Annotated in this window: 9 protein-coding genes and 1 pseudogene; 6 read left to right on the forward strand and 4 right to left on the reverse strand. The window is 58.0% G+C overall.

Annotation, left to right across the window (positions count from 1 at the left end):
- Position 1: 1 nt before the first annotated feature.
- On the forward strand, positions 2-2,203 hold the full coding sequence (gene ppk1, locus AC4LF3_RS01690) for a polyphosphate kinase 1 (RefSeq protein ID WP_010796691.1): 2,202 nt from the start codon (positions 2-4) through the stop codon (positions 2,201-2,203).
- On the opposite strand, the gene ppx is transcribed toward ppk1, so the two are convergent.
- Together ppx and AC4LF3_RS01700 are read right to left on the reverse strand one after the other, a co-directional pair.
- Positions 2,190-3,695 carry an exopolyphosphatase gene (gene ppx / locus AC4LF3_RS01695; protein WP_239382232.1) on the reverse strand — a complete coding sequence of 502 codons (1,506 nt, stop codon included), beginning with the start codon at positions 3,693-3,695 and terminating at the stop codon, positions 2,190-2,192. The two genes, ppk1 and ppx, sit on opposite strands and share 14 nt — an antisense overlap.
- A gap of 106 nt (positions 3,696-3,801) precedes the next feature.
- Positions 3,802-3,986, reverse strand: a pseudogene (locus AC4LF3_RS01700) (amino acid ABC transporter ATP-binding protein); the annotation flags it as partial.
- A 381-nt stretch (positions 3,987-4,367) separates the two neighbouring features.
- On the opposite strand from AC4LF3_RS01700, the gene trxA reads away from it, so the two are divergent.
- The 4 genes from trxA to AC4LF3_RS01720 all read left to right on the forward strand — a co-directional run bounded on the left by trxA (position 4,368) and on the right by AC4LF3_RS01720 (position 8,894).
- A complete protein-coding gene (trxA, locus tag AC4LF3_RS01705) occupies positions 4,368-4,694 on the forward strand; it encodes a thioredoxin TrxA (protein WP_010796694.1) in 327 nt (108 codons plus the stop codon).
- Positions 4,695-4,933: 239 nt separating this feature from the next.
- Positions 4,934-6,193 carry a transcription termination factor Rho gene (rho, locus tag AC4LF3_RS01710; RefSeq protein WP_010796695.1) on the forward strand — a complete coding sequence of 420 codons (1,260 nt, stop codon included), beginning with the start codon at positions 4,934-4,936 and terminating at the stop codon, positions 6,191-6,193.
- 118 nt (positions 6,194-6,311) lie between these two features.
- Positions 6,312-7,778, forward strand: coding sequence for a 4-hydroxy-3-polyprenylbenzoate decarboxylase (gene ubiD / locus AC4LF3_RS01715; RefSeq protein ID WP_010796696.1), 1,467 nt, complete (start codon positions 6,312-6,314; stop codon positions 7,776-7,778).
- 135 nt (positions 7,779-7,913) lie between these two features.
- The gene (locus AC4LF3_RS01720; RefSeq protein WP_010796697.1) at positions 7,914-8,894 is read left to right on the forward strand and encodes a CDP-6-deoxy-delta-3,4-glucoseen reductase; all 981 of its coding nucleotides are present in this window, start codon (positions 7,914-7,916) and stop codon (positions 8,892-8,894) included.
- 40 nt (positions 8,895-8,934) lie between these two features.
- Here AC4LF3_RS01720 and glpT read toward each other — a convergent pair whose 3' ends face one another.
- On the reverse strand, positions 8,935-10,266 hold the full coding sequence (gene glpT, locus AC4LF3_RS01725; protein ID WP_491834678.1) for a glycerol-3-phosphate transporter: 1,332 nt from the start codon (positions 10,264-10,266) through the stop codon (positions 8,935-8,937).
- A 284-nt stretch (positions 10,267-10,550) separates the two neighbouring features.
- Between glpT and AC4LF3_RS01730 the strand changes: the two genes are divergently transcribed.
- Positions 10,551-11,576 carry a DUF5924 family protein gene (locus tag AC4LF3_RS01730; RefSeq protein WP_073450033.1) on the forward strand — a complete coding sequence of 342 codons (1,026 nt, stop codon included), beginning with the start codon at positions 10,551-10,553 and terminating at the stop codon, positions 11,574-11,576.
- Positions 11,577-11,579: 3 nt separating this feature from the next.
- Here AC4LF3_RS01730 and AC4LF3_RS01735 read toward each other — a convergent pair whose 3' ends face one another.
- Positions 11,580-12,245: a YoaK family protein gene (locus tag AC4LF3_RS01735; RefSeq protein WP_491836234.1), complete on the reverse strand. Its 666-nt coding sequence runs from the start codon at positions 12,243-12,245 to the stop codon at positions 11,580-11,582.
- Positions 12,246-12,262 lie beyond the last annotated feature (17 nt).

Consider the following 12,262-nt stretch of genomic DNA (forward strand, 5'->3'; position numbering starts at 1 on the left):
CATGAACAGCCAAGGACTCATTGATACTACTGCGCGCACCGAGGAGGCCGCATTGACCGACGCTACGCCCACCGTTGAAACCACGCCTGCGGTCGCGGTGCCAGAAGCACCGGCCGTGCCGGCCTTAAGTGTTGACGACAGTAGCCTGTATATTCACCGGGAACTGTCTCAGCTGCAATTCAACATCCGGGTGCTCGAACAGGCCCTCGATGAGTCCTATCCGCTGCTTGAGCGGCTCAAGTTCCTGCTGATCTTTTCCAGCAACCTGGACGAGTTTTTCGAGATTCGTGTCGCGGGTCTGAAAAAGCAGGTCGCCTTTGCCCGCGAGCAGGCCGGTGCCGACGGCTTGCTGCCGCATCAGGCCCTGGCCCGCATCAGCGACATCGTGCATGAGCAGGTGGCGCGCCAGTACACCATTCTCAACGATGTGCTGTTGCCGGAGCTGTCCAAACATCAGATCCGCTTCATTCGCCGCCGCAACTGGGACCTGAAGATCAAGGGCTGGGTGCGTAAGTTCTTCCGCGACGAGATCGCCCCGATCATCACGCCCATCGGGCTGGATCCGACACACCCGTTCCCGCTCCTGGTTAACAAGAGTCTCAACTTCATCGTTGAGCTGGAAGGGATGGACGCCTTTGGTCGCGACTCGGGTCTGGCCATTATTCCGGCGCCGCGTTCGCTGCCGCGTATCATCAGCGTGCCCGAAGAGATTGGCGGCCCGGGCGACAATTACGTTTTCCTCTCTTCGATGATCCATGCTCATGCCGACGACCTGTTCCCCGGCATGAAGGTGAAGGGCTGCTTCCAGTTCCGTCTGACCCGTAACGCCGACCTGTCGGTGGACGCCGAAGATGTAGACGACCTGGCCCGCGCACTGCGAGGCGAGCTGTTCTCCCGCCGCTACGGGGATGCGGTACGCCTGGAGGTGGTCGAAAGCTGCCCGAAGAACCTTACGGACTATCTGCTCAAGCAGTTCAATCTGGCTGAAAGCGAGCTGTACAAGGTCAACGGCCCGGTCAACCTGACGCGCTTGTTCAGTGTGACGGGACTCGACAGCCACCCTGAGCTGCAGAACGCCCCGCTGACGCCCAGCATTCCCAAGCTGCTTCAGAAGAAGGAAAACCTCTTCAACGTACTGGGCAAGATCGATGTGCTGCTGATGCACCCGTTCGAGTCCTTTACGCCTGTGGTTGACCTGCTGCGCCAGGCTGCCAAGGATCCCAGCGTTCTGGCCATCAAACAGACCCTGTACCGCAGCGGTGCCAATTCGGAAATCGTCGATGCGCTGGTAGAAGCGGCGCGTAGCGGCAAGGAAGTGACGGCTGTCATCGAATTGCGGGCGCGTTTCGACGAGGAATCCAACCTGCAACTGGCGAGCCGTCTCCAGCAGGCAGGGGCCGTGGTGATCTATGGGGTGGTCGGCTTCAAGACTCACGCCAAGATGATGCTCATTCTGCGCCGTGAAAATGGTGAGTTGCGGCGTTATGCGCACCTGGGCACTGGTAACTACCATGCCGGCAACGCGAAGCTGTACACCGACTACAGCCTGCTGACGGCCGACATAGCCCTGACCGAAGACGTTCACAAGCTGTTCAACCAGTTGATCGGTATGGGCAAGACCCTGCGCATGAAAAAGCTCCTGCATGCGCCGTTTACGCTCAAGAAGAACCTGCTGGAAATGATCAATCGTGAGGCCGCCGCAGCCGCCGAGGGTCGCCCTGCGCACATCATGGCCAAGGTCAACGGTCTGACCGATCCCAAGGTCATCCGAGCGCTATACAAGGCAAGTCAGGCGGGTGTGAAAATCGATCTGGTCGTTCGCGGAATGTGCTGTCTGCGTCCGGGCGTACCGGGCGTGTCGCATAACATCCAGGTGCGTTCGATCATCGGCCGCTTCCTGGAGCACAGCCGGATCTATTACTTCCTCAATGGGGGAGACGAGCGTATGTACCTGTCCAGTGCGGACTGGATGGAGCGAAACCTCGACATGCGTGTGGAGACCTGCTTCCCGGTGGAAGGCAAAAAGCTCATTTCACGGGTCAAGAAGGATCTGGAAGCCTACCTCACTGACAACACCCAGAGCTGGGTGCTGCAGGAGGACGGGAGTTACCAGCGCATTTCGCCAACGGGCAACCAGAACCCGCGGACTGTGCAGGCGACTCTCATGGAGCGCCTGAGCAGTCCGGGTATCAACACACGGTAAGGGTATAGCCGATCCGCGTGAGCCACTGCGCTTCCTGTTCGAAATCAGCCTGGGTCAGCGGATTCTGCTCCAGCCAGCCGACCGGGAAGCATACCGCGAGGCTGCGCGGGCCTGCCTTGAGCGTCACGATGGGGCGCTCCTGGTTGCTGCGGATATGATGGAACAGAATGGCAAAGCGCAGCAGGATGCACAGGCGGATCAGGCTTTCGCCTTCTTCGTCCCCCAGCTCGGTGAAGCGGTCCCGCGGGATATTCCGGCGATGGCCGCGCACCAGAAGGGCTAGCATCTGCTGGTCGCGTCGGGAAAACCCAGGTAGATCGGAATGCTCGATCAGATAGGCGCCGTGCTTGTGATAGTGGTAGTGGGCAATGTCCAGTCCGATCTCATGCACGCGCGCTGCCCAGGTCAGCAGTTCCCGATAGCAAGGATTGCTCAGGTTCCAGGCTTCGGTAACCTGCTCGAAGGCCTTCAGAGCACGGCGCTCGACCCGTTCGGCCTGACGCTTGTCCACGTGGTAGCGCTCTGCTAGGGCCGACAGCGTACGCTCCCGTACATCCTCATGGTGCTGGCGACCGATCATGTCATAGAGCACACCTTCACGCAGTGCGCCTTCGGACAGGTTCATCTCCTGCAGCTCCAGCGCCTTGAAGATCGCCTCCAGAATGGCGAGACCACCCGGCAGAATGGTGCGGCGGTCGGGCTTGACCCCTTCGATATCGAGCTTTTCGATGTCGCCCTGCTTGAAGATCTTGCGCTTGAGCCACTCGATGCCTTCGGCATTGACCTCACCCTTGCCGCGTCCGGCGGCCTGGATGGCCAGGGCCACGGCGCGGATGGTGCCGGAGGCGCCTACGGCTTCCTGCCAGCCTTTTTCGCGCAGGCTCTGGTCGATGTTCATCAACTCCAGCCGGGCGGCCGTGTAGGCCTGGGCATAGCGGGACGGCGTAATCTTGCCGTCCGCGAAGAACCGCTTGGTATAACTGACGCAGCCCATCTGCAGGCTTTCGCGCTGATGGGTTTCAAAGCGCTGGCCGATAATGAACTCGGTGCTGCCGCCACCGATATCAGTCACTAGGCGACGGCCTTCCATATCTGGCATGGTATGGGAAACGCCCAGGTAGATCAGGCGGGCTTCTTCACGGCCGGAGATGACTTCCACGGAATGCCCCAGTACCTGCTGGGCACGCATGATGAAGTCGCTGCGGTTTCTGGCCTCGCGAAGCGCGTTGGTGCCTACGATACGCACGGCGCCCAGCGGCAGGCCGGTGATCAACTGGGCAAAGCGGCGCAGGCATTCGAGCCCGCGTTCCATGGCTTCTTCGCTGAGCATCCGTGATTCGTCCAGCCCAGCGGCCAGCTGAATCTTTTCGCCCATACGTTCAAGGATACGAATTTCGCCATGGTCAGTCCGCGCCCGAACAATGTGAAAGCTATTGGAGCCAAGATCGATGGCAGCAATCAGGGGAAACGGTTCTGCGGATGAATGCGGCATGCTGACGGTCTCATACATAAACGTCGACAATCGTGCCACGATCGAAGAGGTCTGCCAAACCTCAACGTGCAGTCAGACTGTTTCAATCGATGGGCTGTGGCCTGGATCAATGAACCGAACCGATGAACTGTGCCAGCTCCGGCGTCCCGGGTTAGCGAATATTTTCTTGGGATTGCCCAGTTCATGCACCTTGCCTTGATGCATGAACACCTGCACATCGCCCGCTTGGCGGGCAAAGCGCGTCTCATGAGGCATCATGATCAGTGTCATGCCATCCTGTACCCGCTGCTTTCTGTTAAGGATTCTTGCCTAGGCTGAAAATCACTTAATCAACCTTGCCTTGATTTTAAAAGGAATACGATTGGTGCTGGTTATTGGCACCAGCACGAGTCTGGTATCCAGCTTCTCGGCACCCGCTGTGCCGTGTCGATGTTGAGACCATGCGGATGAGGCATGCTGCTCCGTTCTAGTGCGCAGCTTCACTGATAAGGGCAAAACAAGGCGTATTCGTACAGGCAGCCCGCTGATTTTCCGGCGGTCTGCCAAATGGTGTAATTGAGAGGCTTTAGTTGTCCCAATAAAGAGACTTAATGGCTTGTGCCTTCCTGTTAAGCGCTGGCAGGGCTATAGTGGTCGTTCTTTTTTTGTCGTTTCCGAATTCGGAGAAAGTCCATGAGCGAATACATCACCAACGTCAGCGATGCCAGCTTCGAGCAGGACGTGCTCAAGGCTGACGGTCCCGTGCTGGTCGACTACTGGGCCGAATGGTGTGGTCCCTGCAAAATGATTGCGCCGGTTCTGGATGAAATCGCCAAGGACTATCAGGGCAAGCTTAAGGTTTGCAAACTCAACATTGATGAAAACCAGGACACCCCGCCGAAGTATGGCGTACGCGGTATCCCGACGCTGATGCTGTTCAAGAACGGCTCCGTTGAAGCCACCAAGGTGGGTGCGTTGTCCAAATCCCAGCTGGCGGCATTCCTCGATAGCAATATCTGATTTTATTGCTCTCGATCAAAGGCCCTGCGTTTAGCGGGGCTTTTTGTTATTTAGCACTAGACGTCCTGTCTAGCAGGGTGCTACATTCGATCTCGCAACGACACAAGCGCGTGTCGCCCTCTGCATGCCTTCGCCGATTCTCTTACTAGAATAACCAACGCGATTCTGTCGTTAGCCGCGGCGAGGCCTCTCAAGCCAAAAAGATTCTTACTCCCTCCTTTTCTCAGTTAGCAACGTCTATGAACCTTACCGAACTCAAGCAAAAGCCAATCACGGAACTGTTGGAAATGGCGGAAGCCATGGGCCTGGAAAACATGGCTCGCTCCCGCAAGCAGGACGTGATTTTCTCTCTGCTGAAAAAACACGCAAAAAGCGGTGAAGAGATTTCCGGTGATGGCGTGCTGGAGATTCTGCAGGATGGCTTCGGCTTCCTGCGTAGTGCGGACTCCTCCTACCTGGCCGGCCCCGACGATATCTACGTCTCTCCCAGTCAGATCCGCCGTTTCAATCTGCGCACCGGTGATACCATCATCGGCAAGATTCGCCCGCCGAAAGAAGGCGAGCGTTACTTCGCGCTGCTCAAGGTCGATACCATCAACTATGATCGACCCGAGAATGCGAAGAACAAGATCCTGTTCGAAAACCTGACGCCGCTGTTCCCCAACAAGCGCCTGACGATGGAAGCCGGTAATGGTTCCACCGAAGACCTCACCGGCCGAGTGATCGACCTGTGTGCGCCGATTGGCAAGGGCCAGCGTGGTCTGATCGTCGCTCCGCCGAAAGCGGGCAAGACGCTGATGCTGCAGAACATCGCCAGCAACATCACCCGTAACAACCCCGAGTGCCACCTGATCGTTCTGTTGATCGACGAGCGCCCGGAAGAAGTAACCGAAATGCAGCGTACCGTGCGCGGCGAAGTAGTGGCGTCCACCTTTGACGAGCCGCCAACCCGCCACGTACAGGTTGCTGAAATGGTAATCGAGAAGGCCAAGCGTCTGGTCGAGCACAAGAAAGACGTGGTGATCCTGTTGGACTCCATTACCCGTCTGGCACGTGCCTACAACACCGTGATCCCGAGCTCCGGCAAGGTACTGACCGGTGGTGTGGACGCCCATGCGCTCGAAAAGCCCAAGCGTTTCTTCGGTGCGGCACGTAACATCGAAGAAGGCGGTAGCCTGACCATTCTGGCAACAGCTCTGGTCGATACCGGCTCGAAGATGGACGAAGTCATCTACGAAGAATTCAAGGGTACCGGTAACATGGAGCTTCAGCTGGATCGCAAGATCTCCGAGAAGCGCGTATTCCCCGCCATCAACATCAACCGTTCCGGCACCCGCCGCGAAGAGTTGCTGACCGGTGAGGAAGAGCTGCAGCGCATCTGGATTCTGCGCAAGATCCTGCATCCGATGGAAGAGATCGGTGCCATCGAGTTCCTGCTCGACAAGTTGCGTCAGACCAAGACCAACGACGAGTTCTTCGACTCGATGAAGCGCAAGTAAGACTGAAAAGGCCGGGGTTTCCCGGCCTTTTTACATCCCGGGCAGGCTTTTCGTTTTCGAAAAGGGGGCCAGGAGCGGTACACTTTCCGCTTCATTCTCTGCCGAGATACCTCCCGCTATGCAATACCGCGACCTTCGCGACTTCATCCGCGGCCTGGAACAGCGTGGCGAGCTGAAGCGCATCCAGACCCCCGTCTCGCCCAACCTCGAAATGACCGAAGTGTGTGACCGTACCCTGCGTCGCAAGGGGCCGGCTCTGCTGTTCGAAAATCCGACCGGATACGACATGCCTGTGCTAGGCAACCTGTTTGGCACACCTGAGCGGGTTGCGATGGGCATGGGTGCAGAAGATGTCGGTGAACTGCGCGAGATTGGCAAGCTGCTGGCATTTCTGAAGGAGCCGGAGCCGCCCAAGGGATTGAAGGATGCCTGGTCAAAGCTGCCGATCTACAAGAAGGTCATCAGCATGGCGCCCAAGGTGATGAAGGATGCCCCTTGCCATGAGGTGATCGAAGAGGGCGAGGCGGTTGATCTGTCCCGCTTGCCGATCCAGCACTGCTGGCCGGGCGATGTCGGTCCGTTGATCACTTGGGGCCTGACCGTTACCAAGGGACCGAACAAGGAACGGCAGAACCTGGGTATCTACCGCCAGCAGGTCATTGGTCGCAACAAGGTCATCATGCGCTGGCTTAGCCATCGTGGCGGCGCCCTGGATTTTCGTGAATGGTGCGCCAAGTATCCAGGCAAGCCCTATCCCGTGGCGGTAGCCCTGGGTGCAGATCCGGCAACGATTCTGGGCGCTGTTACGCCGGTTCCGGATACGCTGTCCGAATATGCATTTGCTGGCCTTCTGCGTGGCAGCCGTACCGAGCTGGTGAAATGCATCGGCAGCGATCTGCAGGTGCCGGCCAGCGCCGAGATCATTCTGGAAGGCTTCATCTATCCCGGCGAGATGGCTGATGAGGGGCCTTACGGTGACCATACCGGCTATTACAATGAAGTAGACCGCTTCCCAGTGTTTACCGTCGAGCGTATCACTCGCCGCCGTGACGCGATCTACCACAGTACCTATACCGGACGTCCGCCGGATGAGCCGGCCATTCTTGGTGTGGCATTGAACGAAGTGTTCGTGCCGATCCTGCAAAAGCAATTTCCCGAGATCGTCGATTTCTACCTGCCGCCTGAAGGATGCTCCTACCGTATGGCGGTAGTGACCATGAAAAAGCAGTACCCCGGCCATGCCAAGCGGGTGATGCTGGGCGTCTGGAGCTTCCTGCGCCAGTTCATGTACACCAAGTTCGTGATCGTGACCGATGATGACATCAACGCTCGGGACTGGAACGATGTGATCTGGGCTATCACGACCCGCATGGACCCCAAGCGCGACACCGTGATGATCGACAATACGCCTATCGACTATCTGGATTTCGCTTCACCGATTTCGGGCCTGGGCTCGAAGATGGGGTTGGATGCCACCAACAAGTGGCCCGGAGAGACCAATCGGGAATGGGGGCGGGCTATCGTCAAGGACGAAGCCGTGGTCAAGCGGGTCGATGAGATCTGGTCCAGCCTGGGGATCGATTGATGGATACTGTTGGCCCGACGGGGATAAGTTGCGCACATTGTGCGTCGAACCCTATGCATACAGAGGAATTTGCAGGTATGGGATTCGTGCAGAGCTATCCCCAGACAACCACTTCCATTCACAAGGCGTCCTGAGATGAAGGTCACGTTACGTCCCTCTGGGGCGGTACTCGAGACGTTACCTGGCGAGCGCATCCTGGATGCGGCACGCAGACTGGGGTATGAGTGTCCGCACAGCTGCCGCAACGGTAATTGCCATGTCTGTGCAGCCTTGTTGATCGAAGGGCGGGTCAGGCAGCAGAACGATGTCATCGACCACGGTGAGATTTTCGTCTGCCTGGCCGAGCCGCTCGAAACATGCGAGTTGCATTGGGATGGAGTGTTGGCGCCGGGCGAGCTTCCAGTAGGCACCTTTGCCTGTCAGGTCCTGGCATGTGAGGATGTGGGCGGAGATGTACGCCGTGTCCGGCTGCTGGCTCCAGCAGGCAAGCCCCCGCGCTATCACGCTGGACAATACCTGATGCTTGAGCGGGACGATGGCAAGCAGTCGGCCTTTTCGCTGGCATCCGCACCGCATCAGGGGCGTGAGCTGGAGTTGCATATTCTGACGCGTGAAGAGAGCAGTCAGGCAATTATTCAGCAGCTTGAGCGAGAACGCATGGTGCGCGTCCAGCTGCCTTTTGGCGATGCGCATCTGGCCGATCTGCCTCCAGGTCCGCTTGTTCTGATCGCGGCCGGAACGGGAATGGCACAAATGCACAGCCTTATCGAGGATTGCCGTGCGCGCGGCTTCGATCAACCCCTGCACCTGTATTGGGGCGTGCGTCATCCCGATGACTTCTATGCATTACCCCATTGGGAAGAGTGGGAGCAGGACCCCCGTCTTCACTTGAACAAGGTAGTGAGTGACCTGTGTGGGTGGGAGGGGCGTTGCGGCCTTCTGCATGAAGCGGTGCGAGAGGACTTCACCGATCTGAAGTCACTCCACGTGTATGCCAGTGGGTCGCCTGCCATGGTTTATGCCACATTGGATGCGCTGGTCGAAGGTGGGATGGATCCTCACCAAATGCGGGCCGACGTGTTCGCCTACGCGCCAAGAGAGGCGCTGGGGTTGTAAGCCGGACCGATCCAGCCCGTAGCTGGATCGGTCCGTTACCTTAACTCAGTACCGGGTTTTTATGGCGCAGCGTCAGGGCCAGGAACACAATGGCCAATACGCACGACGCGACCAGCAGCATGAAGCCGCCGTCCCAGCCGTACAGGTCCACCGTGTAGCCAACCAGTGCGTTGGCGGCTACCGAGCCCCCCAGGTAACCGAACAGGCCGGTAAAGCCGGCAGCCGTCCCGGCGGCTTTCTTGGGCACCAGCTCCAGGGCCTGCAAACCGATCAGCATCACCGGGCCGTAGATCAGAAAGCCAATGGCGATCAGTGCGAACATATCGACCATGGGATTACCTGGCGGGTTGAGCCAGTAAACCACGGTGCCGACTGCCACCAGAGCCATAAACACTACACCGGTGGCGCCACGATTGCCCTTGAACAGTTTGTCCGATAGCCAGCCGCACAGCAGCGTGCCGGGAATACCGGCCCACTCATACAGAAAGTACGCCCAGGATGACTTGTCCACCGTGAAATGCTTGGCTTCCTTCAGGTAGGTAGGCGCCCAATCCAGCACGCCGTAACGCAGCAGATAGACGAATACGTTGGCCAGTGCGATGTACCAGAGCATGCGGTTTTTCAGCACGTATTTGACAAAGATTTCCTTTGTACTGAATTCGCGTTCATGGCTCTCGTCGTAGCCTTCCGGGTAGTCCTGCTTGTATTCCTCGATAGGTGGCAACCCACAGGACTGCGGCGTATCGCGCATGGTCAGGAACGCGAAAACTGCAATACCCAGCGCTACGGCCGCCGGAACGTAGAAGGCCGAGTGCCAATCGTTGAACCAGCCTAGCCCCAGCAGAAACAGCGGGCCAATCAGACCACCGCCTACGTTATGGGCAACGTTCCAGACCGAGACCACGCCGCCGCGTTCCTTCTGGGACCACCAATGCACCATGGTTCGCCCGCTGGGTGGCCAGCCCATCCCCTGCGCCCAACCATTGATGAACAGCAGGATGAACATGATGGTCACGCTTGAGGTTGCCCAATGTGCGAAACCGAAAATGAACATCACGCCCGCCGAGACTAGCAGGCCGAAGGGCAGAAAGTAGCGGGGATTCGAGCGGTCGGACACCATGCCCATGAGGAATTTGGAAAGACCATAGGCGATGGCAACGGCCGATAACGCAATACCCAGCTCTCCTCGGCTGTAGCCTTCCTCTACTAAGTAGGGCATCGCCAGAGAAAAGTTTTTGCGCAGAAGGTAATACCCGGCATAACCGATGAAGATACCGGCAAAGATCTGCCAGCGCAGGCGTTTGTAAGCAGGATCGATGCGATCGGAAGGCAGGCGCGCCGTATGCGGGGCCGGACGAAAAATACCAAGCATTTGAGCTCCGAAGATCGTTGTTTTTATGAGAAGAGACGTGCAGGGCAAATATTACAGTTTCATTTCAGAAAAATGACCGATACCGCTGTGCGATAAACGAAAATAAACGCTCGCAAAATGTTGTTTTCCGAACGTGCAGGTCCTAATGGCCGTTCAGTCACAGGTTGTGACGTGTGAACTGAACGCGGTTGGCGTTCTATAAGGGGATGCGTATGCTGCCCCGCCGGACCGCACTTGACCGCACGTGATGGGTCTCAACCATAACCGCCTGTGTTCTGATCGTTATGCCCACCTGGAAGCGCTACGTATCACGTCTGGTTGATCTCGCTACCGTCCTGATCAACCGTTATCCACGCCTGATTGCCCTGGCAGGCTTTGTTTCGGGTGTGTGCAGCTTTTTGCTGGTTGATCGCCAGCATGGCTTTGCGAAGGTAATGGCCATCGTAATGTTGGCCAGCTGGTTATGGCTGATGGTAGAGAACGTGCTGCGTCAGTGGGTGACTAGGCGGTTTGGCTGGAACCTGCCCCCTGGGCTGTTTCGCTACGCAACCCAGATGATTCATCAGGAAAGCCTGTTCTTTGTCCTGCCGTTCCTGTTTGTCACAACCACCTGGAACAGCGGACAGGCCATCTTTACCGGCCTGCTGGCCGCCATGGCTGTCGTATCGATTGTCGACCCGCTGTACTACAAAGCGCTGTCGAGCCGGCGCTGGATCTTTCTGGGCTATCACACGCTGACGTTGTTTGCCGTTCTGCTTACGTCCCTGCCCATCATCCTGCAACTGACCACCACGCAGAGCTACCGGCTGGCATTAGGCGTGGCGGTATTGTTGTCGTTTCCAAGCATTCTTGTGGCGCTCTCGATCCGACGCCTGTGGCAATGGCCTGTCGTGCTTGGTCTGAGCCTGATGGTGGGAGGCCTAGGATGGGTACTGCGCACCTGGGTGCCGCCCGCCACGCTGTGGCTGACCGATGTGGCGGTTACCAGCAGCTTTGACAACCTCAAGCGCGAACCGGGTAAGAGTCTGAAAAAAATCAGTGCTGTCCAGCTGCGTTCACAAGGTCTCTATGCCTATACGGCCATCAACGCGCCCCGTGGGCTGAGTGAGCGGATTTACCATGTCTGGCTGCATAATGGGGATGAGGTCGACCGTATCCCACTCGAGATCAGCGGAGGCCGCGAGGCTGGCTACCGGGCCTGGACACACAAGCAGAACTTCCCGAGTGATGTGGCCGGCCGATGGCAGGTACAGATCATAACCGAGGACGGGCAGATGATCGGCACCTTGCGCTTCGAGGTAACGCCCTAACGGCTATTTGGGCATGTAATGCAACTGCCAACGCCTGGGAATCCACAGGGATGCCAGGCCGATCAGGGCCGCCCAAGCGCTGCTGACAAAGAGAGCCTTGAGGCCAAGGTGGTGTTGGAGCCATGCGCCCATTATGGCGCCGCCTAGCATGCCGCCCCACGGAATCGCTTGCATCAGCCAGCCTGAGTGGCGCTCACCCAGCAGCCAGCGTCCCAGGCCTCGTCCTAGTCGTGAAAGTGCGCCCGTGACATAGGTCAGCCCAATAGACTGCCCGTTCACCTGTTCCACAGCGGCGTTGATCATGCCCATGGCGAGCACGGCGGCTACAAGAGGTGGCAAGACTGAACCAGGAAGACCGCCGGTGGACCAGCCCGCCGCCGCGGCCAACAAGGCCGATGTCAGCAGCTGGAGAGGCAGCGCCCGACGGCCGCTCACGCGCACCACGACAATACCGAGTGCATTGCCGAGGATAAAAAGGCCGATAATAAGAAGCAGCCGCAAGAGGGTGGTGCTGTCGCCCAAGGCAACGGCTACGGCCAGTCGCGTCGTATTGCCGCTCATGAAGGATACGTAGTCACCAGCCGACAAGAAGCCAATGGCATCTGTCATGCCAGCCAGGATCGACAAGGCGGCAACCAGTACCAGTCCTACACGGCGATGCCGATGCATGCTCAGGTGGAGAGGTT

This window comes from Pseudomonas sp. C2.3V, assembly GCF_058536325.1.

Coding starts and splice junctions, on each gene's coding strand:
- ppk1 (WP_010796691.1), top strand. CDS start 2: ATGAACAGCCAAGGACTCATTGATACTACTGCGCGCACCGAGGAGGCC.
- ppx (WP_239382232.1), bottom strand. CDS start 3,695: ATGCCGCATTCATCCGCAGAACCGTTTCCCCTGATTGCTGCCATCGAT.
- trxA (WP_010796694.1), top strand. CDS start 4,368: ATGAGCGAATACATCACCAACGTCAGCGATGCCAGCTTCGAGCAGGAC.
- rho (WP_010796695.1), top strand. CDS start 4,934: ATGAACCTTACCGAACTCAAGCAAAAGCCAATCACGGAACTGTTGGAA.
- ubiD (WP_010796696.1), top strand. CDS start 6,312: ATGCAATACCGCGACCTTCGCGACTTCATCCGCGGCCTGGAACAGCGT.
- AC4LF3_RS01720 (WP_010796697.1), top strand. CDS start 7,914: ATGAAGGTCACGTTACGTCCCTCTGGGGCGGTACTCGAGACGTTACCT.
- glpT (WP_491834678.1), bottom strand. CDS start 10,266: ATGCTTGGTATTTTTCGTCCGGCCCCGCATACGGCGCGCCTGCCTTCC.
- AC4LF3_RS01730 (WP_073450033.1), top strand. CDS start 10,551: ATGCCCACCTGGAAGCGCTACGTATCACGTCTGGTTGATCTCGCTACC.
- AC4LF3_RS01735 (WP_491836234.1), bottom strand. CDS start 12,245: ATGCATCGGCATCGCCGTGTAGGACTGGTACTGGTTGCCGCCTTGTCG.